This window comes from Janthinobacterium sp. Ant5-2-1 (assembly GCF_001445815.1).
Classification (GTDB): Bacteria; Pseudomonadota; Gammaproteobacteria; order Burkholderiales; family Burkholderiaceae_D; genus Janthinobacterium; species Janthinobacterium lividum_E.
The window spans coordinates 1-22,236 of the sequence record NZ_LNCE01000028.1; the positions used below are offsets into that span (position 1 = coordinate 1).

Sequence of the window (22,236 nt, forward strand, 5' to 3'; positions counted from 1 at the left end):
CCGCCCTGCGCCGCCACTGTGGGCGAGCGGGTCGGGAAAACTTTCGAGAGCACTGCGACGTTCAGGCCGGCTTCAGCCAGCTGCAACGACGCGCGCATGCCGGAACCGCCGGCGCCAACGATGACCGCATCAAAGCGGCGGGTAGGAATTGCAGATTTATATGCTGCCACGATTACACACTCCAGAGTATCTGTACCGTCCAGCCGGCACAAGCGATCAACCACAGCATGGTGGCAATTTGCAGGGTCAGGCGGAGGCCAACGCTTTTCACGTAGTCCATCCAGATATTGCGTACGCCGACCCATGCGTGGTAGAACAAGGCAACAAACGTCACCAGGCTGATTAATTTGAACCATTGCTGTGCGAACAGACCTGCCCAGCCTTCATAGCTGAAGTTGCTGCCGGTCAGGAAGGCGATCAGCAGGATGGCGACGTAGGCCACCATGACGAGGGCGGTGACGCGTTGCGCCAGCCAGTCGCGCAAGCCGTAATGGGCGCCGACAACGAGGCGTTTCGGTCCGATGTTATTGTTTGCCATTAAAATACTCCAAACAGTTTCAAAGCGACCAGAGCGGTCAGTACCAGACTGATCACCAGAACGAACTTGGCCGTATTGCGCGCAGGTTCTTTCTCGGCGGCGACGTGCACGTCCATGAACAGGTGGCGGATACCGGCGCAGAAATGGTGCAGGAAGGCCCAGACCAGACCCAGGGTGATCAGCTTGACGAACCAGTGCGAGGCGATGCCCTGGAAGTAGGCGTAGGACATTTCGGAACGCAGACTCAGTTCCAGCATGTACAGGATGCCCGGCAGCAGGGCGAAAATGATGATGCCGCTGATGCGATGCAGGATCGAGACGATGGCGCCGATCGCCATGCGGTAGTTCGACAATTCGGTAACATGGATGTTACGGAATTGCGGCCGTTCTTTTTTTGGTACTTCTCTTACGGCTTCAGACATAACAAAAACCTCCCCTTTGAATTTCAACTAAATATTGAAGCCGCGATTTTCGCCGATTTTCGCAACCGATACCAATATCTATTGTTACATATAACCAAAATGGTTTTTTACTACAAAATACCGCGCTACTTTCCGTAGTTCACGTAATTTAATTACAGAATCGCCGGCAAAACACGGCCCGCCGGGGCGGGCCATGCTGTCGCTGCGCTTTCCGTTGTCTCCGTTGCCCGCCTCGCGGCAGGCATCTTGCAAGCGATGCACTTCAGCCTTGCTGCTTGTTCGGACGTCCAGGGACATCCCGCCGCTTCAGCTGAGTTCATTCTGATAATGATGGCGACTGGTCAGGTACAAGCCCCGGCGCAGTTCGACCGGCTTGTCGCCGTAGGTAAACGACACGCGCTCGGAACTGAGCAAGGGCGTGCCGAGATCGATATTCAACAGTTGCGCGGCGCCCGCGTCGGCGCACACGGCGCGGATCTGCTCGGACGCGCGTATCATGCGCGTGCCAAATTCCGTTTCGAACAGGCCGTACATGGGACCCTTGTACTCCACCAGGCGCTCGGCCGTCAGGCCTTTGAAGATCAGGCCGGGCAGCCACAGCTCCTCGACGATGGTCGGCACGCCGTCGAAATACTGCACGCGCTTGATGAAGATGACGGCATCGCCGGACTTCAGGTCCATCAGGCGCGCCACGTCGGCCGGCGCGCGCACGCGCTTGACTTCAATAAATTTGCTTTCGGGATAGTGCGGCACGCCTTCGTCCGGCACCAGGCGCAGGAAGCGGAAATGCGCGCGCGCCTCATGGTGGGTGGAAACGAAGGTGCCCTTGCCCTGGCGGCGCATGACGAGATTTTCGGCGGCCAGTTCATCGATGGCCTTGCGCACCGTACCCTGGCTGACCTTGAAGCGCCCTGCCAGCTCGACTTCGCTGGGAATCAGTTCGCCCGGCTTCCATTCGCCCGATTGCAGGCTCTGCGTGATGAGCGCCTTGATCTGCTGGTACAGGGGACTGAAGGTGGGCGATGCGGTCGCGGCAGGCGCGGGCACGGCCGCAGTGGCATTCACGCTGGCGACAGGGGCGGCGGCGGTGCTGGCTGCCGCGGCGACGGGCATGGCCGGGGTGCCCGCGGTCGGACTGACCGCCCCGCTTGCAGCAGTGGCATTGTTGGTCAGATTGGACGAGGCGGAATTCATAGTCCGACATTTCAACACAAATCACTGCCCGCGTCCAGTAAAACACACGCAGTTATCTGTCTTATATAAGACATAAGATATGATTGACAGATAGGGATCAGAGGCCTAAACTGCCCTCGATAAAACTTGTGAGCCCGCGTTTTATGTTGTCGGCCAGCCACTCTGGCCTCGTGCAGCACAAGCGTGACGGCAGCGTACACCAGCAATTCGGTGGCGCGGGCCGGTTTTGGTATCATTATAGTTTTTCCGGATAAGCGTAAGCCCAGCTTCAAGCCCGTTTTCTTTCCCATTTTTGGAGATTCATCATGGCTAAAACCCCAATGCGTGTTGCAGTGACCGGCGCCGCCGGCCAGATCGGCTACGCCCTGTTGTTCCGCATCGCCAATGGCGACATGCTCGGCAAAGACCAGCCTGTCATCTTGCAACTGCTTGAAATCCCGGACGAAAAAGCCCAGAAGGCGCTCAAGGGCGTGATGATGGAAATCGACGACTGCGCCTTCCCGCTGCTGACGGAAATGACCGCCCACTCCGATCCGCTGACCGCATTCAAGGACGTCGACGTGGCCGTACTGGTTGGCGCACGTCCGCGCGGCCCAGGCATGGAACGCAAGGACCTGCTGGAAGCGAACGCCCAGATCTTCACGGTGCAAGGCAAGGCGCTCGACGCCGTCGCTTCGCGCAACGTGAAAGTACTGGTGGTCGGCAACCCTGCCAACACCAACGCCTACATCGCCATGAAATCGGCGCCATCGCTGCCAGCGAAAAACTTCACCGCCATGCTGCGCCTGGACCACAACCGCGCGCTGTCGCAAGTCGCTGCCAAGACCGGCACCGCCGTGAAAGACATCGAGAAGCTGACCGTGTGGGGCAACCACTCGCCTACGATGTACGCTGACTACCGCTTCGCCACCGTCAACGGCAAAGCTGTCAAGGACCTGATCAACGACCAGGAATGGAACGCCAACGTGTTCCTGCCTACCGTCGGCAAGCGCGGCGCGGCCATCATCGAAGCGCGCGGCCTGTCGTCGGCAGCGTCGGCAGCGAACGCCGCCATCGACCACATCCATGACTGGATGCTGGGCACCGCCGGCAAGTGGACCACCATGGGCGTTCCTTCGGATGGCTCGTATGGCATTCCTGAAGGCACCGTGTTCGGCTTCCCGGTCACCACCGACAACGGTGAGTACACCATCGTTCAAGGTCTGGAAATCGATGCATTCTCGCAAGAGCGCATCAACCTGACCCTGAAAGAACTGACCGAAGAGCGCGAAGGCGTGAAACACCTGCTGGCCTAAGTCCAGTGTTGGCGGCGCGGCAATGCGCCGCCCGCCAAGAAGGCCGCTCCGCGAGATTCGCGGCGCGGCTGTTTTCTCAAGTAGTTTTTACCTGCAGAAATGCCTTAAGCATGCACCCTTCCGAGGTTTTATTCCAAGGCAAACGCCAGCCGCTGTTGCTCGCCGCTTGCGACCACTACGCCGGCTCTGAAAAGCTGATGCGTAAATCGATTGCTTTGCAACAAGAGCTTGGCCCCCTGTTCGACATCACGTTCGACTGCGAAGACGGCGCCAGCGCCGGCAATGAAGAAGCCCACGCCCTGATGATCGCCGGCCTGCTGGCCAGCGACGAGAACCAGTTCAACCGCATCGGCGTGCGCGTGCACGACGTCGACAGCCCGTTTTTCGTGCGCGACGTGGAAATCATCTGCAGCGCCGCGTCCCGCCTGGCCTACATCGCCGTGCCCAAGGTGGCCGGCGTGCAGGATGCCATGCTGGCCATCGACCTGATCAACCTGCACGCGCGCCGCGCCGGCCGCGACAACCTGCCCGTGCACATCCTGATCGAGACGCATGGCGCGCTGCGCGACGCCTACGCCATCGCCGCCCTGCCCCAGGTCGAATGCCTGTCCTTCGGCATCATGGATTTCGTTTCGGCCCACTACGGCGCCATTCCCGCCGCCGCCATGCGCACGCCGGGCCAGTTCACGCACCCGCTGGTGGTGCGCGCCAAACTGGAAGTGGCGGCCGCCTGCCACGCGCACGGCAAGGTGCCGTCGCATAACGTGACGACGGACGTGCGCGATTCGGCCGTGGTGGCCAACGACGCCCAGCGCGCGACAGCCGAGTTCGGCTACACGCGCATGTGGAGCATCCACCCGGACCAGATCAAGCCCATCATCAAGGCCTTCACGCCGCGCCTGTCCGAAGTCAACGAGGCCAGCAACATCCTCAATGAAGCGCTGCGCGCCAACTGGGGACCGATTGCGCAAAATGGCCGCTTGCACGACCGCGCCAGCTACCGATATTATTGGACCGTTTTGCAACGCGCCAAACTGGCGGGCCTCGGCCTGCCCGAGGCGGCCGCTGCATTACTTAACGCCCCCTCTTCCAGCACCACTGAAAACTGACAGGAATTACACGATGTCCCTCTCCAAATTAGCCATTGCCTGCAGCGTCGCGCTGGGCGCCATGACCCTCACGCTGGCGCCAGCCAGCTTCGCCGCCACGGCAGAGGCAAATCCCAAGGCCGTCAAGGCTGTCAAGGCCAAGCCAAAGGCCAAGACCAGCAAGGCCAAGGCAGCCGCCAAGGAAGCCCATCCGCTCGCCATGTCAGTCGCCGACAAGGAAGAATCGGACGAACCGGACACCGCCGGCTCGGCTTCCACCGATTTCAATTGCGAACTTGGTAATAAAATTACCATCTACACCAATGCTACTGACGACAAACACATCGCCCTGCGCTGGAAGAAGCGCCTGCACCGCCTGAGCCGCGTTGGCACCACCACCGGCGCCAACCGCTTCGAGAACCGTCTGTACGGTCTCGTGTGGATCGGCATCCCGGCCAAAGGCATGCTGCTCGATTCCAAGCAGGGCCGCCAGCTGGCCAATGAATGCAAGGATGCGGAGCAAGCCAAGCCGACGGCAGTGGTGGAAGCCGCGCCATCGCTGGGCGTGCTGCCGGCGACCGGCGGCTGATGTGCGTAGCAAGGGCCTCTTCGGGGGCTCAGTCATGTTTTGTAATTTGAATAATCAATAAATAGACGATACCCAACAAGGAGAGGTCATGTCCCGCAACACTCTGAACACGCTCAAGGACTTTAATATTTCGGATAGCAAGAAGGGCAAGCTGTACTCCCTGCCTGCGCTGGAAAAAAGCCTGGGCATCAATGTCTCCCGCCTGCCAGTGTCGATTCGTATCGTGCTCGAATCGGTATTGCGCAACTGCGACGGCAAAAAAGTCACCGAAGAACACGTCAAGCAATTGGCGAGCTGGGGCCCGACCGCCGAGCGCACCGACGAGATCCCGTTCGTAGTGGCGCGCGTCGTGCTGCAAGACTTCACCGGTGTTCCTCTGCTGGCCGACCTGGCGGCGATGCGCAACGTGGCCGCCAAGATGGGCATCAACGCCAAGAAGATCGAACCGCTGGTGCCGGTCGATCTGGTGGTCGACCACTCGGTCACCATCGATCACTACCGCGAAAAGAAAGCGCTGGACCTGAACATGAAACTGGAATTCTCGCGTAACAACGAGCGTTACCAGTTCATGAAATGGGGCATGCAGGCATTCGACACCTTCGGCGTCGTGCCACCAGGCTTCGGCATCGTCCACCAGGTCAACCTGGAATACCTGGCGCGCGGCGTGCACCACGCAGGCAAGAAAGCCGGCGACGTGTACTACCCTGACACCCTGGTCGGCACCGACTCGCACACCACCATGATCAACGGCATCGGCGTGGTCGGCTGGGGCGTGGGCGGCATCGAGGCGGAAGCGGGCATGCTGGGCCAACCGGTCTACTTCCTGACGCCGGACGTCATCGGCGTAAACCTGTCAGGCGCGCTGCGCGAAGGCTGCACCGCCACCGACCTGGTACTGACCATCACCGAATTGCTGCGCAAAGAAAAAGTCGTCGGCAAGTTCGTCGAATTCTTCGGCGAAGGCACGGAATCGCTGACCCTGACGGACCGCGCGACGATCGCCAACATGGCACCGGAATACGGCGCGACCATGGGCTTCTTCCCGGTCGACGAAGCGACCATCGATTACTTCAAGGGCACCGGCCGCAGCAAGGCTGAAATCGCCGCGTTCGAAGGCTACTTCAAGGCGCAAAACCTGTTCGGTGTGCCAAAAGCCGGCGAGATCGACTACACCCGCGTGGTGGAACTGGACCTGGCATCGGTCGCTCCGTCGCTGGCCGGCCCGAAACGCCCGCAAGACCGTATCGAAATCGGCAACGTCAAGGCGAACTTCGCCGAGCTGTTCGCCAAGCCAACCACGGAAAACGGCTTCAACAAGAATCCGGCCGACCTGGCTGCCGTGTACGAAACGACGAACGGCGTGAAAGTGTCGAACGGCGACGTACTGATCGCCGCGATCACCTCGTGCACCAACACCTCGAACCCGAGCGTGATGCTGGCTGCCGGCCTGCTGGCCAAGAAAGCCGTCGAAGCCGGCCTGAAAGTCGCTCCGCACATCAAGACTTCGCTCGCTCCTGGCTCGCGCGTCGTGACCGAGTACCTGACCGCCGCCGGCCTGCTGCCCTACCTGGAAAAACTGGGCTTCGGCGTGACCGCCTACGGCTGCACCACCTGTATCGGCAATGCGGGCGACCTGACGCCCGAGCTGAACGCAGCGATTGCCACGCATGACATCGTCGCGTCGGCCGTGCTGTCGGGCAACCGCAACTTCGAAGCGCGCATTCACCCGAACATCCGCTCGAACTTCCTCGCCTCGCCACCGCTGGTCGTCGCTTACGCCATCGCCGGCAACATGACGCGCGACCTGATGACGGAACCAGTCGGCAAGGGCAAGGGCGGCAAGGACGTCTACCTGGGCGACATCTGGCCGACCTCGGCTGAAGTCTCGGCCATGATGAAGTTCGCCATGAACGCCAAGGTGTTCAAGGACAACTACGCCGACGTCAAGGGCGCGCCAGGCAAGCTGTGGGAAAAAGTCACGACCGTCTCCGGTCAAGTCTACAACTGGCCGAAATCGACCTACATCGCGGAACCACCGTTCTTCGACAACTTCTCGATGACGCCAGCGGCAGTGGCCACCGGCATCGAAGGCGCGCGCGCACTGGGCGTGTTCGGCGACTCCATCACCACCGACCACATCTCGCCAGCCGGCTCGATCCAGGAAAACGGCCCTGCAGGCAAATGGCTGAAGGAAAACGGCGTCCTGAAAGCGGACTTCAACTCCTACGGCTCGCGTCGCGGCAACCATGAAATCATGATGCGCGGCACGTTCGCCAACGTACGTATCAAAAACCGCATGATCCCTGCCAAGGCGGACGGTTCGGCGGTCGAAGGCGGCATCACGATCCACCAGCCTTCCGGCGAAGAAATGTCGATCTACGACGCAGCGATGAAATATGTTGCTGAAGGCACGCCAACCATGGTCTTCGGCGGCGAAGAGTACGGTACGGGCTCGTCGCGCGACTGGGCGGCCAAAGGTACGCAATTGCTGGGCGTGAAAGCCGTGATCACCCGTTCGTTCGAGCGTATCCACCGCTCGAACCTGGTGGGCATGGGCGTGCTGCCGCTGCAATTCATTGGCGACGACAGCGTGCAAACCCTGGGCATCACCGGCAAGGAAACCTTCGACCTGAAAGGCCTCGAAGGCGAAATCAAGCCACAGCAACTGGCTACCCTGGTGATCCACCGCGCCGACGGCAGCAGCCAGGAAGTCAAAGTCCTGCTGCGCATCGATACGCCGATCGAAGTCGATTACTACAAGCATGGCGGTATTCTGCCATTCGTGCTGCGTCAACTGCTGGCCGAGTAATCAGCCCAGCTGTGACGTAAGCTCAAAGCGCCGGTTCCGACCGGCGCTTTTTTTTCGTCCCTGCATCCCGTTCCGACTTGAAATTTCGACTATTGGCATGATCTAAGGACAGCTTACGTATTGCGTGCGGCTGAATCCTCTACAATACGGTTATAAGGGTTTATCATTGTTTGACTGATCCATTTTTTTCACTTTCCGAGACTCTTATCCCGCTATGCGTCGTCCTTCCAAAGATTCATCCCATAAACTGACTGCCGACAGCCAGCGCCTGGTCACCTTTGCCCAGGCGATCGTACAGGCAGCCAGCCGTCTCGAAGAGCGGTCCTGGGAACACAGCCTGGATACGCAGCTCCAGAAATTACTCAAAACCGGCCACCAGGACACCATCGACAACACCCTGGGCAGCCTGTTCAAGGATGACTTGAACGCCTACGACGTGCTGATGGACTGCGTTGAAGCCGTCAGCGAATCGACCGTCATCACGCATGAAGACGTGCGCTACGACGCTCTGCTGGTCGCCGTGCCCATCCTCGCGTGGACGCGCTTTTCCATCGCTTCCGGTCCCATGGCCGGCGACGCGCACGGCGTGCTGTCGGCGCATTTCGCCGCCCACCTGCTGGCCGACGGCACGAAGATGGCCATGGCGCCAACGCTGTATTCGATCGACCAATTGCCACGCAGCCATGTCGAAACCTATGCCAAGACGCAGAAGCTGGCCCTGGCCGCGCTGAAAGGCACGGCCGTCAAGCCGTCAAGCAAAGAAGCGGAAACAGCGCCCTTCCTGGCCGACACGCGCTACCTGCTGGTGGCCGTGGTGGCCCCAAGCGGTGCGCCGCTGTTCCGCTGGCAGACGCCGGCCAGCCAGCTCGACTTCATCGCCGAGCGCAGCGCCGCCCTGGAACAATGGCGCACGCAGGCCACGCCGACGTTCGCCCGCCTGCTGCCCGGCTGCGGCCTGGAATTGCTGCTGCCGGAAGCGTATTACGTGGCCTGCCGCGAAGCGGACAAGCTCATACGTCCCGTCTCCGTGCGCGCCGCCGTGCACTACCTGACGCATACCTTGGCCATCGAGCCGTCGGAACTGCGCGCCGTCATCGCCGGCTTCGGCGAGGAAGCGGCCGACGGCCAGGTGGACGAGTACCGCATCGCCTTCACCCTGCGCCAGGCGCCGGACGTCATCTACGGCATCGTCTGGCCTTTGTACGGCCAGGAAGACGAGGATGGCACGCCGATCGAAGGCCTGATCCAGGTCGGCATCGCCGCGCTGGACAAGCAAAAGACGCCCGTCGATGAAATCATCGAGCACCTGAACGCCGCCGGCGTGACGCAGATCAAGCGCCACGCGGAACGTTTTGTCGGTGAATATTGCGACGATTGCGGCGCGCCCCTGTTTGCCGATCCTGTCGGCGAGCTGGCGCATGCGGAAATGCCGGAAGATACGCCGCAGGGCACAGAGCATTTCCATTGATGCTGTAAAGGCATTGTCGGATTACGCCGTACCGGCTAATCCGACCTACGCTGCCTTTATGGGCTGTAGGTCGGATTAGCGCGCAGCGCGTAATCCGACAACACCACCAGCACATGCAAAAAAGGCGGAACCTGGTTCCGCCTTTTCCATTGCAACGTCATTTACAACACAATCACCACTGCGAAAACGGGTGGCGGATCAGATTCGCGTTGTAGTAGCGCGCATCGCCCGACACTTCCGCGCCTATCCATTCCGGCTTGTCGAACGGTTGGTCTTCCGAGGCCAGTTCGATCTCGGCCACCACCAGGCCCGCATTGGCGCCGAGGAACTCGTCGACTTCCCACACCATGCCCGCGTGTTCGATGCGATGGCGAACCTTTTCGATCAGCGGCTGTTCGCACAGGCCGTCGAGCAGTTCGGCGGCGTCGGCCAGCGGAATCGGATACTCCCACTCGCCGCGCGTGGCACCCACGTTCGCGCCCTTGATGGTCAGCATCGCCTGTTCACCCTCGATGCGCACGCGCACCACGCGCTCGCGCGCGGACGACAGATAGCCCTGGCGCAGCAGCACCGCCTGCCCCAGGCCACGCCAGGCATCGCCGGCCAGCAGGAATTTACGCTCGATCTCGACGCCCATGATCAACGCCGTTCAATCGAGCGACAGCAGGATAGGCTGCAGCATGGCCGCGCCCAGTGCCGCGCTGCGCGCGCCGTTCCAGCCCACGGCTGGATCCGGCAAGTCGGCGTTTTCCTTGAACGGCATTTCCAGGGTCAGCGCCAGGCAGCCGAAGTGGTGGCCGATGTATTTCGACGCCAGAGTCAGCATGTCCGACTTGTACTTGCTGGCCGCATAGCCGAACTTGTCCTGGAAGTCGGGGCTGGCCTGCTTGTAGCGCTCGATGAAGGCCTTCTGGTGCGCCGCCTGCACCGGCGTGAAGTTTTCCAGCATTTCATTGCCGGCCACAAAGTTGTACGGCAGCGCCTCATCGCCGTGGATGTCGAAGAACATGTCGACGCCCGTTTCGTGGATCTTGTTTTTCACGCACAGCACTTCCGGGCTCGATTCCAGCGAAGGCGTCATCCATTCGCGGTTCAGGTTGGCGCCTGCCGCATTCGTGCGCAGGTTGCCGCGGATGGAGCCGTCCGGGTTCATGTTCGGCACGATGTGGAACACGGCGCGCTGCAGCAGTTTGCGCGCGATCGGGTTGGCGTCGTCAAGCAGCGAGTCGATCAGGCCTTCGACGAACCATTCGGCCATCGATTCGCCCGGATGCTGGCGCGCGATGACCCAGATCTTCTTTTCCGCCTGCGGATTGCCGATGGTGACCATGTTCATGTCGCGGCCATCGACCGTGCTGCCCAGGTCGGATACGCGCGCCAGCGGATGCTCGGCCACTTCGCCCAGCAGGCGCAAATGGCGTTCCCACGAGTACGGTTCGAAATAGGCGTAGTACACGCTGTCGAGTTCCGGCGTGTGCGAGATCGTCATGACCTGGCCGTCGAACGAGGTCGGCACGCGGAACCAGTTTTCGCTGTCGTAGCTGGCCACGGCCTGGTAGCCTTCATAGCCGGCCGGATAGGTGGCCTGGCCCGCGTTCAGGAAGCGCATCGTGCATGCCTGGCCGCGCGCGCCCTGCAGGCGGAAGTGGAACCACTGGTGGATGTCGGCGTGACTATCCTTGCGCAAGTTCAGGTCGATGGCGCCGGCACTGGTGGCGCTCACCACGTCGATGGCGCCCGAGTCGAAGTTCTGGCTGATTTTAATGGTCATGTAATGATCCCGTCCGAATGTAAGTGTTCCGGCGTTGCCTCGTGGGCAGCGCCGTTGCGCTAAAAAACGCAGTGTAAGCTATCCCGCTATTTTCCGCCCTTTGACCCCGTTCGCAAAGCCGGCCAAGTAATTTATGCACCATTCCGGGGCATCGATGGAAAAGTGCCGGGCAAAAGCGCGAAAAATCGGTCCACTGTCGCATCTACCGGACAAAAAACTGAATTGTAACAATGCCAGAAACATTGACGGCCCCTCGTCCCCCTATAATTCCTGCTTTCATAGAGTCGCCAGGAAAGAGTCGTGGACAAGAAGCTGACCAATATTCAGGAAAGAAAATTACGCGAGGCGCAGGCGCGGCGCGAGCACATCATCGACGTCGTCAAAGACCTCATCAAGAAAGGCGGCGCGCGCGCCGTTTCCATCCGCAAGGTGGCCGAGGCGGCCGGCTTTTCCACCACCGTCGTGTACGCCCTGTTCCGCGACAAGGCCACCTTGATCGCCCAGGCCATGGACAAGGACTTGCTGGAACTGGTGCGCGCCATGCGCACGGCCTGCGACACCAGCAGTGACCCGTGGGAACGCATCAGCCTCGTCGGCCGCGCCTACATCGAGTACGGCTTCCAGCATCCCGACGAGTATTCGCTGATTTTCATGGAACTGCGTCCGCACGCGGAAGTCGACGCCGTCGACGTCGAACACGGCAATATCGAGCAAGACCCGTATGCCTACGCGCTGCACCTGTTCGGCGAACTGGCGCAGGCGGGCCAGGTACGCCAGGACGAGCCGGCGCTGCACACGATGACGCAAATCTTCTGGCAGTCGCTGCACGGCCTCGTGTCGCTGCGCATCGTCATGGATGCGGGCGACCCATGGACGCCGCACCCGGAAATGAACGCGCATATCGACGACTTGCTCGCCGTCGTCACGGCAGGCATCCGCCTGCGCTTTGCGCCGGCGGCCTGACCCTTAATCTGGCGCAACATGCGCCAGGCGCAAAAAAGGCAGGCGCGGTGCCGCACCGCCCTGCCCTGTCTTGATGCTGGCGAAGCTTACTGCACTGCCAGCATGCTCTGCGTTTCCTGGTAGCGCGTATGCCACGACAGCGCCTGCTCTAGGATGTGCGGCGTGTGGCCGCCGCGCTGGCATGCCGCATCGTAATAGGCACGCAGTTGCGCCCGGTAATCGGGATGCGCGCAGCGCTCGATGATCAGCGGCGCCCGTTCACGCGGCGCCAGGCCGCGCAAATCCGCAAAACCCCACTCCGTCACCAGCACGTCGACATCATGCTCCGTATGGTCCACATGCGAGACCATCGGCACGACGCTGGAAATGCGTCCGCCCTTGGCCGCCGATTTCGACACGAACATCGACACTTGCCCATTGCGCGCGAAGTCGCCCGAGCCGCCGATGCCGTTCATCATGTGCGTGCCGCACACGTGCGTGGAATTGACGTTGCCGTAGATATCAAACTCGAGCGCCGTGTTCAGCGCAATGATGCCCAGGCGGCGCACGATCTCGGGATGATTGCTGATCTCTTGCGGGCGCAGCACGATCTTCGCGCGGTAATGGTCGATATTGTCCATCAGCTTTTGATGCACGGCGGCAGACAAGGTGATCGACGAGGCCGAGGCAAACGCCAGCTGGCCCGAATCGAGCAGCTCGATGGCGCTGTCCTGCAGCACTTCCGAATACATCGTCATGTTCTGGAAGGGCGAGCCGATCAGGCCATGCAGCACGGCGTTGGCGATGGTGCCGATGCCCGCCTGCAGCGGCAGCAATTCCGGTCCCATGCGCCCGGCCGCCACTTCGCCCTGCAGGAAGGCGATCACGTGGCCGGCGATTGCCTGCGTTTCCGCGTCGGGCGGCAAGGCGTTCGACGGGCTGTCGGGGCTATCCGTGATGACGATGGCGGCGATGCGGGCCGGGTCGATGGCGATGGCCGTGCTGCCCAGGCGCTGGTCCACGCGCGTGAGGGGAATCGGCTCGCGCCCCGGCAAGGTGTGCGGAATATAGATGTCGTGCAAGCCTTCCAGCGCCAGCGGCGTGGACAGGTTGATCTCGATGATCACCTGCGTGGCCTGCTGGGCAAAGGCGGCGGAGTTACCCACCGACATGGTCGGGATGATGGCGCCGGCCGCCGTGATGGCTGTTGCTTCGATGACGGCGATATCGACGGCGGCCAGGTTGCCCGAACGCAGCTGCTCGGCCGTTTCCGACAGATGCTGGTCGATGAACATGACTTCACCGTTGTTGATCTTGCCGCGCAAGACCGGGTCGACCTGGAACGGCATGCGGCGCGCCAGCACGCCCGCCTCGGCCATCAGGCCGTCGCTGCCATTGCCCAGCGAAGCGCCCGTGATCAGGGTCAGGCTCAAGGGGTCTTGCAGGGCGCGCTCGGCCAGCGCGCGCGGCAGGGCCTTGGCGTCGCCGGCACGGGTAAAACCGCTCATGCCGACACGCATGCCGTTGTGGAACAATTTGGCTGCCTCATCGGCACTCATGATTTTGCCGAGCAAGCCCGGGTGGCGGATACGGTCCTCGTACATCTGATGCTCCTGATCTTCTTCATATTCTCAAACTGGATGGCTGTCATACACCAGCCCCATAAGTGGAATCAGTATAAAATCGCGGCCACATGCATGGCATGAATTAATTTCGCCACATCCAGTCGATATTTTCATGCCTTGCCAACGCCGAGCACCCTCGTGGATATCCGTTCCCTGCGCTATTTCGTGGAAACCGTGCGCCTGTCGAGCTTTACGCAGGCGGCCGAATCGCTGCACCTGACCCAGTCGACCATCAGCAAGATGGTGCGCCAGCTGGAAGACGAGGTGGGCGCGCAGCTGCTGGTGCGCGACGGGCGCAAGCTGACCCTGACGGACACGGGCCGCATCGTCTACCAGCATGGCCAGGAAATGCTGGCAAACATGCGCCAGCTGACCCTGGAAGTGCGCGACACGCAAGCCTTGCAGCGCGGCAGCCTGACGGTCGGCATCCCGCCCATGATCAATGTGCTGTTTACGCCTGTATTAAAGGCCTTTCGCGCGCGCCACCCGAACATCAGCCTGACCCTGCAGGAAGACACGGGCCAGCAGATCGAACGCCAGGTGGCGGCCGGCGAGCTGGAAATCGGCATGACGGTGCTGCCGGCCGATCCGGAACTCGATCTGGTGGCCGTGGAAGTGGCCAGCTACCCGATCTGGGCCCTGGCCGAGCCGGGCACGTTTCAGAAAAACCGCACGACCCTGCCCTTCAAGGCGCTGGCCGGCTTGCCGCTGGTGTTATTGAAGGATGATTTCGCCCTCACGCGCAGCCTGCGCCAGCATTTCGTACAAGCGGGCTTTGCGCCGACGATCGCGGCCCAGAGCGGGCAATGGGACTGGCTGGTGGCGATGGCGTCGGCGGGCCTGGGCGTGGCCCTGCTGCCCGAGCCGTTCATCCACCGCCTGGCCGGCGAGCCGCTGGAGGCCGTGCGCATCGTCGAGCCGGAGGTGGCGTGGCAGGTGGCGCATATCTGGAGCGGGCGCTATCTGTCGCACGCGGCGCGCGCCTGGCTCGAGGTATGCCAGGACGTGCTGGGCACGCAGTTCGCGCACTGACGTAAAAAAGGGTGGCCGAGGCCACCCTTTTGCTTGATCACACCACCTTGCTTACTTGGCGCTGTCGTTGTACATGCTGGCGTACTTCCAGCCGAAGTACAGAATGAAGGTGTAGCACACGGCCGGCACGAGGAAGGACAGTTGCAGGTTGATGTGGTCGGCCAGGAAGCCCTGGATGAACGGCACGATGGCGCCGCCGACGATGGCCATGCAGAGGATGCCCGAACCTTGTCCCGTTTGCGCGCCCAGCTTGTTCAGGGCCATGCTGAAGATGGTCGGGAACATGATGGAGTTGAACAGGCCGACGGCGATCAAGGCCCACATGGCCGTGTGACCGCTAGAGAACACGGCGACGAGGATCAGCGCGATGACGACGGCGGCGTTGAAGGCCAGGGTCTTGCCCGGGCTGACATAGCGCATCACGGCGAAGCCAACGAAACGTCCCAGCATGGCGCCACCCCAGTAATAGCTGACGAAATAGGCGGCGTCCGCGTGACTGAGGCCAGCGATATGGCTCTCGCCCAAGAAGTTGATCAGGAAGCTGCCGATGCTGACTTCACCGCCCACGTACAGGAAGATGGCCAGCGCGCCCAGCACCAGGTGGCGGTGCGACCAGATCGAGACCTTGTGGCCATCGTGCGCCAGGGCGGCCGCATCGTCGGCATGCGAAATCTTCGGCAATTTTGCCAGCGCGAACAGCACGGCCAGGATCACCAGGGTAGCGGCCAGCACCAGGTACGGGCCCTGCACGGAGGCCGCTTCCTTGGCGCGGTAAGCCAGTTGCTCGGCCGCCGGCAGCAGGTCGAACTGCTGCACCGTCAGCACGGTGCCCGACAAGATCAGCATGCCGCCCAGCGCAGGCGCCACGGTGGTGCCCAGCGCATTGAACGCTTGCGTCAGGGTCAAGCGGCTCGACGCCGTCTGCGGGTCGCCCAGTTCCGTCACGTACGGGTTGGCCGCCACCTGCAGCACGGTGATGCCGGCCGCCAGGATGAAGAAGGACAACAGGAACAGCGCGTAGCTGCCGGTCGACGCCGGGTAGAACATGGCGCAGCCTGCGGCTGCGATCAGCAGGCCGGCGACGACGCCGCGCTGGTAGCCGATTTTCTTGATCAGCATGCCGGCGGGCAGCGAAACGATGGCGTAAGCGCCAAAGAAGCAGAACTGCACCAGCATCGCCTGTACATACGTCAGGGTGTAGATCGAGCGCAGATGGGGTATCAGCACATCATTGAGCGATGTCAGCAGTCCCCACATGAAAAACAGCACCGTGACAATGATCAGGGCGCCCGTATTGTTTTGCGTGCCGGCCTGTGCGGACGGTACGCCCTGGCCTTGCTTTACGTATTCCATACCTTCTCCATTTTTCAATTCCAAGTTGATCTTGCCAGGCATGGAAGCGTTTCCACCCGGGCAGCACCAGGACGCGCAAGCATCACGCAGATATCAGCGTGGGCCATGACTGCCATCAGTAAAACAGGGGCAGGCATGGCGCTACTTGCGCGCGGCAGGCGCACGGCCGACCGTTTCTCGCCAAAATGATGTCTTGTGGGCGCGGCACCCTGCGGGCTGCGTCTGAAAACAACATTCAGGACAAAACAGTCTTGTAGTAAAACTACGATACTGCGCCCGCATTATGCCTTAAAGCCCCGTATTGCGCAGCTTTCCCGCCTGTTATTCTAAAAATGAATAGCCGACATTTGAAATCAAAAGTAGCCTTATAACTTGGAATCGCTATACTTATATTGCAGTGCAGCACAACGCGGCACGCCACATAAGGAGTCTGCCATGTCTACCGCATTTACTTACCACACCACGCAAAACAGCAATATCGTCGCTACCCTGGTCCACGCCGCCAAACGCGTCGGCGCCTGGCTGAACCAAAGCAGCGACCGCCGCGAACGCGCCTACGAAGAAGCGTATCTGGCCGAATCGACCGACCGCTACGATCTGGAATACCGCATGCGCGAACTGGCCCGTGCCAACCCGCAGCCAAGCTGGATGAGCGGCCTGAGCCGTTAATATTGCCGCAGTCCCCAGTCGCTCACCGGCTGTTGCAACATCGATAGCGCCATCCTGCTCGCCTTGCGCTTGAGCACAGGATGGGCTATACAGGCGGGATGCACACGCCCATTACCATTCTCGCCATCGCCGGCAGCCTGCGCGCTGCCTCGCTGAACACCGCCCTGCTGCGCGCCATCGCCGGGCTTGCGCCACCGCCATTCGACATCCGCATCTATTCGGGACTCGGTGAGTTACCGCTGTTCAATCCCGACCTCGACGCCGACAGCCTGCTGGCCGTGACGGACTTGCGCGACGCCATCCTGGCGGCCGACGTGCTGATGCTGGCCAGCCCCGAATACGCGCACGGCGTGAGCGGCCCCATGAAAAACGCGCTGGACTGGATGGTGGGAAATGAGTCGTTCATCGACAAGCCGCTGGTGCTGCTGAACGCCTCGCCGCGCGCCACGCATGCACAGGCGGCCTTGCGCGAAACGGTGCGCACCATGTCGGCGCGCCTGATCGACGACGCCAGCATCAGCTTGCCCCTGCTGGGGTCGGGTCTCGATGCGGAAGGCATCGCCGCGGACCCGGCATTGCGCCGGGCCATCCTCGATATGTTGCAGTGCATCAGGTCATTTTCATGACCTGATGCACGTTTTACTATCAATTCATCTAGTTTTACTACGTACTTCTACGGACCGCTCAATGCGGGATCATGCCCGTGAACACGTACGCCTGCAGCATGGTGATAATGCCGATGATGACGGCAAACAACAGGCTGTGCTTCAAGGTGAAGCGGAACAGGTCCGATTCCTTGCCCACCAGGCCGGTCGCCGCGCAGGCGACGGCGATCGATTGGGGCGATATCATCTTCGCCGTCACGCCGCCCGTCGTATTGGCCGCCACCATCAAGGTGTCGGACACGCCGATCTGGTGCGCCGTCGTGTTTTGCAGGGAGCAGAACAAGGCGTTCGACGAGGTGTCGGAACCCGTCAGGAAGACGCCCAGCCAGCCCAGGAACGGCGAGAAGAACGGGAAGGCGGCGCCGCTGCCGGCCAGCAGCAGGGCCAGGGTGGACGACATGCCCGAGTAATTGGCAACGAAGGCAAACGCCAGCACCAGGCCGATCGATAGCACGGGACGGCGCAACTCCACGATCGTTTCCACAAACGCCTTCCAACCCTCGCGCGGCTTCATGCGCAGCATCAGCATCGACAGCACGGCCGTCAGCAAAATCGCCGTGCCCACGGCCGACAGCAGATCGAGCTTGAACACGGCGTCATACGCCTTCGGCTCCGCCACGATGGGCATCGTCTTCATCACCAGTTTATCGAGGTAAGGCACGTGGATCTTGATGACCAGCCCAGCCAAGGCGCCGCCAGCGGCAAACAGCGCCTTGAAGCCGGGCAGGCTCCACACGGTGACGATGGCCGTCAACAGGCCGAACGGCGCCCAGGCGCGCATGGTCTGCGCCATCGTGTAGGGCGAGGCGGCGCGGTTGCCACCGCCGCGCAGGGCCGCAGCACCGCCTGCACCGCCAAAGCCGGACAGCGCAGCCGCGCCGCCGCCGACGGCATGCGCCACTTTCGCATTCTTCGGCTGCCACACTTTCAGAAACAGGGTCAGCGACACCAGGCTGACGAGGGCCGAGGTGATGTCCGGCAGTTCAGGGCCGATATGATTCGACGTGAAGTACTGGGTGACGGCAAAGCTCAAACCCGTCACCAGCGCGGCCGGCCACACTTCGCGCACGCCGCGGAATCCATCCATCATGAAGACCAGCCAGAACGGCACCAGCAGCGACAGCAGCGGCAACTGGCGGCCCGCCATGGCGCCGATCAGGAAGGGGTCGATGCCCGTCACCTGACCCGCCACGATGATGGGGATGCCCATGGCGCCGAAGGCCACGGGCGCCGTGTTGGCGATCAGGCACAGGCCCGCCGCGTACAGCGGGTTGAAGCCCAGGCCCACCAGCAAGGCCGACGTGATCGCCACGGGCGCGCCGAAACCGGCCGCCCCTTCCAGGAAGGCGCCGAAGGCAAAGCCGATCAAGAGCACCTGCAGGCGCTGGTCGTCCGTGACCGACAGCACGGAGGCGCGGATGATGTCGATCTGCCCCGTTTTCACGACGATCTTGTACAGGAAGACGGCCGTGACGATGATCCAGGCGATGGGCCACAAGCCGTACGCAAAACCGTAACCGGCCGCAGCCAGCGCCTGCGGCACGGGCATGCCATACGCAAAAATCGCCACGGCCAGCGCCAGCGCCAGGGTGACGGCGGCCGCCACGTGTCCCTTGATGCGCAGTGCCGCCAGGGCGATGAAGAAGAAAATGATGGGAATGGCTGCCGCCAGCGACGACAGCCACAAGCTGCCGAGCGGTGTATAAAGTTGGGTCCAGGTTTGCATGTCGGGTCTCCTCCGGTGGATGCGGGTTGATTGAAAAACGGCTTTGCTGTATTTTTTATGGCGTATTTTTCCGTGGGGGGGGGCCGGCGCTACTCTTCCTGGCCCCGCGCGTTCAGCAGGTCGGCCAGGCTGCGCGGCGCCGGCGTCAAGGGCTTGCGGTGCTGCGTCCAGCCCAGCTGCGCGCGCGGCGTCAGCATGCGCAGTCGCGTGGCAGCCCAGCGGAACAGCCGGTAGCTGGCGGGGCGCGCGAAGGCGCCGCTCCAGAAGCGCCAGATCAGGCTTTCGCCGCGGCTGAACTTGGCGCCCTGCCCGCGCAGCGGATGGCTGACTTCCTCGTTCGGATTACGGTTGGCCTCCGTGCGCAGGCGCACCAGCAACTGCGGAATCGGGATGCGCACGGGGCACACTTCGCCACAGGCGCCGCACAGGCTCGACGCGGTGGCCAGGTCCGCCGTCGCATCGAGCCCCAGCAAGTGGGGCGAAATGATCTTGCCGATCGGCCCCGGATACGTGGTGCCGTAGGCGTGGCCGCCGATGCGCGTGTAGACGGGACAGTGATTCATGCAGGCGCCGCAGCGTATGCATTGCAGGGTGGCGCGCAGCTGCTCGTCGGCGTAGGCCTGGCTGCGGCCGTTGTCGAGCAAGACCAGGTGCACTTCGCGCGGCCCGTCCTTTTCACCGGCGCGGCGCGGGCCGGAAATCAGGTTGAAATACGTGGTGATGGCCTGTCCAGTGGCCGAACGCGTCAGGAGGCTGGCCAGCGGCACGATGTGTTCGAGCTTGGCCACGACCTTTTCCATGCCCATGATGGCGATGTGCACGTCCGGCACGGACGTCGTCAAGCGGCCATTGCCCTCGTTTTCCACCAGCCACAGAGTGCCCGTGTCGGCCGCCGCGAAGTTCACGCCCGACAGGCCGATGTCCGCCTCGACGAAGGCCTGGCGCAGGGCGCGCCGCCCCGTCTGGATCAGGCTATCGACGTCTTCCGTGTAGGGCGCATCGGGAATATGCTCGGCAAACAGGCCGGCGATGTCCGCCTTCGTCTTGTGAATGGCCGGCATGACGATGTGCGACGGCTTTTCGCCGGCCAGCTGCACGATGTACTCGCCCATGTCCGATTCCAGGCACGTCATGCCGCGCGCTTCCAGATAGTGATTGAGCTCGACTTCCTCGCTGGCCATCGACTTGCCCTTGATGAAGCGTGTCGCCCGGTTCCTTTCGGCGATGGCGTGGATGATGGCGTTGGCCTGCTCGCCATCCTCGGCCCAGTACACCTGCACGCCGGCCGCCGTCAGCTTGTCTTCGAGCTGCACCAGCAAATCGGGCAGGCGCGCCAGCGCGTGCCGGCGCACGGCTTCGCCGATGTCGCGCAGGCGTTCCAGCTCGTCGCCGTCGGGGAATTGCGTCTTGCGCTTGTCCTGTAAAAAATCCATGGCGCCGCGAAAGCTCTGGCGCAGTTTCGGGTCGTCCAGCGCAGCGCGGGCGCGCGCATGGAAGTCGGCCGGCTTGACGAATTGCAGGGGCTTGGCGTTCATGGCTGGCCTCCTTCATGGGCGGAAAAATCATCGATGATCAGCACCCACAGCCAGCGCGGGCCGTGCGCGCCATAGGCCAGCGTCTGCTGGATATCCGAGGTTTTCGAGGGGCCGGACACCAGCACCAGGTTCGATGGCATGCCGTCCATCCAACGCTCGGCGCGCGCCGCCGCATGCAAGTCCACGTGCAGGGTGCTCGCATGCACGAGGCAGACATGCAGCGGCGGCGCCAGGGACACCGTGCGCGGCGTGGCCGCATCGGGTGCGATGACGAGCGTGCCCGTGGCAGCGATGCCGGAACGGGCGACGGTCAACCCCGCATCGACGGTGTCGAACAGTTCACTTTTCCACTGCGCCAGCGGACGCGCGAAAGACAGCGTCTCCACCTCGGCCGGCAAGGCGGCGCGCAAGGCCCTCCCTTCGGCGCTGCCGGTATCGAGCAGCAAACGGCGCACGCCGTGTTCACCGAGGCGCTGCGCCAGCAAGGCGGGCCAGGTGTCCGCGCCGACGCAATCGACTTGCGCATGCGAGGCGAGCAAGGCCGCCTGCATGGCATCAATGCGCTGGCGCGGCGACAGCGGACATGCTGCGCGGCGTGCCAGGTAATGCCGGTCGATGGCCATATCGATGATCTCCACCGCTTCGGGCGCGGCAGGGGCTGCGGCGCGCAGGCGTCCCAGCATGCGTTCGCGGGCGGTCAATGACGTACTCATGGCGCGCCTCCCGTGCGGCGCCACAAAAAGCTGGCCAGGTGTTCGACGGGCAGCGGTGCGCCCTGGTGCTGCGCGGCGTGGCCGATATTGAGCAGGCAACCGCAGTCGGCCGAGACAAGCCGGTCGCAGCCCGTGACGCAGGCCGAGGCGATCTTGTCGCTGACCATGGCGCCGGAAATATCGGGATGCTTCAATGAAAACGTGCCGCCGAAGCCGCAGCATTCCGATTCGCGCTGGTGTTCGATACGGGTCACGCCGGGCAAGGCGTCGACCAGGGCCACGCCGTGCAGACGCGTGCCCATTTCACGGCGCGCGCCGCACGAGGTATGCAACACCACGTTTTCATCGGCCTGCCCTGCGGCAGCCATGCTGGTCAGGTCGAGCTGCAGCACGCAGACAAGAAATTCGCTCAGTTCATACACGCGCTCGGCCAGCTCCAAGGCCTTGGGGCCGGCCACCGGGTCGTCCTGGAACAACTGCGGCCAGTGGTGGCGCATCATGCCGGCGCAGGAACCGGAAGGCACGATCACGGGCCACGGCTGTGCAAACAGGTCGAGCTGGGCGCGGGCCACGGCGCGGGCCTGTTCCGGATTGCCGCTGCTGTAGGCTGGCTGGCCGCAGCAGCTCTGGCCGCGCGGATAATGCACCAGCAAGCCCTCCCGCTCCAGCAGGCGTACGGCATCGAGTCCCGCCTGCGGCACGAACAGGTCGACCAGGCAAGTGGCGAACAGGTACACCTGGAGCGGTGCGAACGGATAGCGGCGCGGCTGGCGCGGGTCTGGCTGCATGAGTGTGTCTCCCC

22 protein-coding genes are annotated in these 22,236 nt (G+C 62.4%); 9 read left to right on the top strand and 13 right to left on the bottom strand.

Going from position 1 to position 22,236, the window contains the following annotated elements:
* From ASN89_RS28150 to ASN89_RS10215, 5 genes are all read right to left on the bottom strand, one after another.
* Positions 1-170, bottom strand: a 170-nt coding sequence (locus tag ASN89_RS28150) for an FAD-binding protein (RefSeq protein ID WP_152988527.1), incomplete at its 3' end; no start/stop codon positions are given.
* Positions 171-172: 2 nt separating this feature from the next.
* Positions 173-538, bottom strand: a complete 366-nt coding sequence (gene sdhD / locus ASN89_RS10205; RefSeq protein ID WP_046685731.1) for a succinate dehydrogenase, hydrophobic membrane anchor protein — start codon at positions 536-538, stop codon at positions 173-175.
* Positions 538-960 (bottom strand): succinate dehydrogenase, cytochrome b556 subunit, encoded by a 423-nt coding sequence (gene sdhC / locus ASN89_RS10210; RefSeq protein WP_046685732.1) that lies wholly within the window; start codon positions 958-960, stop codon positions 538-540. Before sdhC ends, sdhD begins: the two co-directional genes overlap by 1 nt.
* 84 nt (positions 961-1,044) lie before the next feature.
* The gene (locus tag ASN89_RS28655) at positions 1,045-1,257 is read right to left on the bottom strand and encodes a hypothetical protein (RefSeq protein ID WP_138829166.1); all 213 of its coding nucleotides are present in this window, start codon (positions 1,255-1,257) and stop codon (positions 1,045-1,047) included.
* Between the two features lie 9 nt (positions 1,258-1,266).
* Positions 1,267-2,154 (bottom strand): GntR family transcriptional regulator, encoded by an 888-nt coding sequence (locus tag ASN89_RS10215; protein ID WP_082127888.1) that lies wholly within the window; start codon positions 2,152-2,154, stop codon positions 1,267-1,269.
* 305 nt (positions 2,155-2,459) lie between these two features.
* On the opposite strand from ASN89_RS10215, the gene ASN89_RS10220 reads away from it, so the two are divergent.
* The 5 genes from ASN89_RS10220 to ASN89_RS10240 all read left to right on the top strand — a co-directional run bounded on the left by ASN89_RS10220 (position 2,460) and on the right by ASN89_RS10240 (position 9,403).
* Positions 2,460-3,449, top strand: a complete 990-nt coding sequence (locus ASN89_RS10220; RefSeq protein WP_034752084.1) for a malate dehydrogenase — start codon at positions 2,460-2,462, stop codon at positions 3,447-3,449.
* Between the two features lie 110 nt (positions 3,450-3,559).
* Complete coding sequence (locus ASN89_RS10225) at positions 3,560-4,558, top strand: HpcH/HpaI aldolase/citrate lyase family protein (protein ID WP_058049196.1); 999 nt, start codon at positions 3,560-3,562, stop codon at positions 4,556-4,558.
* A 13-nt stretch (positions 4,559-4,571) separates the two neighbouring features.
* Positions 4,572-5,126: a hypothetical protein gene (locus ASN89_RS10230; protein WP_046685733.1), complete on the top strand. Its 555-nt coding sequence runs from the start codon at positions 4,572-4,574 to the stop codon at positions 5,124-5,126.
* Positions 5,127-5,214: 88 nt separating this feature from the next.
* Complete coding sequence (gene acnA / locus ASN89_RS10235) at positions 5,215-7,935, top strand: aconitate hydratase AcnA (protein ID WP_034752089.1); 2,721 nt, start codon at positions 5,215-5,217, stop codon at positions 7,933-7,935.
* A gap of 214 nt (positions 7,936-8,149) precedes the next feature.
* Entirely contained in the window at positions 8,150-9,403 is a 1,254-nt protein-coding gene (locus tag ASN89_RS10240; protein ID WP_058049197.1) for a DUF2863 family protein, read from the top strand.
* 172 nt (positions 9,404-9,575) lie between these two features.
* Here ASN89_RS10240 and ASN89_RS10245 read toward each other — a convergent pair whose 3' ends face one another.
* Together ASN89_RS10245 and ASN89_RS10250 are read right to left on the bottom strand one after the other, a co-directional pair.
* A complete protein-coding gene (locus ASN89_RS10245; RefSeq protein WP_058049210.1) occupies positions 9,576-10,040 on the bottom strand; it encodes a CYTH domain-containing protein in 465 nt (154 codons plus the stop codon).
* A gap of 12 nt (positions 10,041-10,052) precedes the next feature.
* Positions 10,053-11,174: a M14-type cytosolic carboxypeptidase gene (locus ASN89_RS10250; RefSeq protein WP_058049198.1), complete on the bottom strand. Its 1,122-nt coding sequence runs from the start codon at positions 11,172-11,174 to the stop codon at positions 10,053-10,055.
* Positions 11,175-11,474: 300 nt separating this feature from the next.
* Here ASN89_RS10250 and ASN89_RS10255 point away from each other — a divergent pair, with 300 nt between their 5' ends.
* Positions 11,475-12,137 carry a TetR/AcrR family transcriptional regulator gene (locus ASN89_RS10255; RefSeq protein ID WP_046685736.1) on the top strand — a complete coding sequence of 221 codons (663 nt, stop codon included), beginning with the start codon at positions 11,475-11,477 and terminating at the stop codon, positions 12,135-12,137.
* Positions 12,138-12,223: 86 nt separating this feature from the next.
* Here the strand turns inward: ASN89_RS10255 and ASN89_RS10260 are convergent, their stop codons facing one another.
* A complete protein-coding gene (locus ASN89_RS10260) occupies positions 12,224-13,720 on the bottom strand; it encodes an acetyl-CoA hydrolase/transferase family protein (protein ID WP_058049199.1) in 1,497 nt (498 codons plus the stop codon).
* 159 nt (positions 13,721-13,879) lie between these two features.
* Between ASN89_RS10260 and ASN89_RS10265 the strand changes: the two genes are divergently transcribed.
* Positions 13,880-14,773 carry a LysR substrate-binding domain-containing protein gene (locus ASN89_RS10265; protein WP_058049211.1) on the top strand — a complete coding sequence of 298 codons (894 nt, stop codon included), beginning with the start codon at positions 13,880-13,882 and terminating at the stop codon, positions 14,771-14,773.
* 51 nt (positions 14,774-14,824) lie between these two features.
* On the opposite strand, the gene fucP is transcribed toward ASN89_RS10265, so the two are convergent.
* A complete protein-coding gene (gene fucP / locus ASN89_RS10270; protein ID WP_034752146.1) occupies positions 14,825-16,126 on the bottom strand; it encodes an L-fucose:H+ symporter permease in 1,302 nt (433 codons plus the stop codon).
* A gap of 435 nt (positions 16,127-16,561) precedes the next feature.
* Here fucP and ASN89_RS10275 point away from each other — a divergent pair, with 435 nt between their 5' ends.
* Both ASN89_RS10275 and ASN89_RS10280 read left to right on the top strand, forming a co-directional pair.
* Positions 16,562-16,795 carry a DUF3563 family protein gene (locus ASN89_RS10275; RefSeq protein WP_080698581.1) on the top strand — a complete coding sequence of 78 codons (234 nt, stop codon included), beginning with the start codon at positions 16,562-16,564 and terminating at the stop codon, positions 16,793-16,795.
* A 98-nt stretch (positions 16,796-16,893) separates the two neighbouring features.
* On the top strand, positions 16,894-17,421 hold the full coding sequence (locus tag ASN89_RS10280) for an NADPH-dependent FMN reductase (RefSeq protein ID WP_058049212.1): 528 nt from the start codon (positions 16,894-16,896) through the stop codon (positions 17,419-17,421).
* Positions 17,422-17,479: 58 nt separating this feature from the next.
* Here ASN89_RS10280 and ASN89_RS10285 read toward each other — a convergent pair whose 3' ends face one another.
* The 4 genes from ASN89_RS10285 to ASN89_RS10300 all read right to left on the bottom strand — a co-directional run bounded on the left by ASN89_RS10285 (position 17,480) and on the right by ASN89_RS10300 (position 22,222).
* Entirely contained in the window at positions 17,480-19,186 is a 1,707-nt protein-coding gene (locus ASN89_RS10285) for a lactate permease LctP family transporter (RefSeq protein WP_058049200.1), read from the bottom strand.
* 89 nt (positions 19,187-19,275) lie between these two features.
* Complete coding sequence (locus ASN89_RS10290) at positions 19,276-20,721, bottom strand: LutB/LldF family L-lactate oxidation iron-sulfur protein (RefSeq protein ID WP_058049201.1); 1,446 nt, start codon at positions 20,719-20,721, stop codon at positions 19,276-19,278.
* A complete protein-coding gene (locus ASN89_RS10295) occupies positions 20,718-21,434 on the bottom strand; it encodes a LutC/YkgG family protein (protein WP_058049202.1) in 717 nt (238 codons plus the stop codon). Before ASN89_RS10295 ends, ASN89_RS10290 begins: the two co-directional genes overlap by 4 nt.
* On the bottom strand, positions 21,431-22,222 hold the full coding sequence (locus ASN89_RS10300; protein WP_058049203.1) for a (Fe-S)-binding protein: 792 nt from the start codon (positions 22,220-22,222) through the stop codon (positions 21,431-21,433). Before ASN89_RS10300 ends, ASN89_RS10295 begins: the two co-directional genes overlap by 4 nt.
* Positions 22,223-22,236 lie beyond the last annotated feature (14 nt).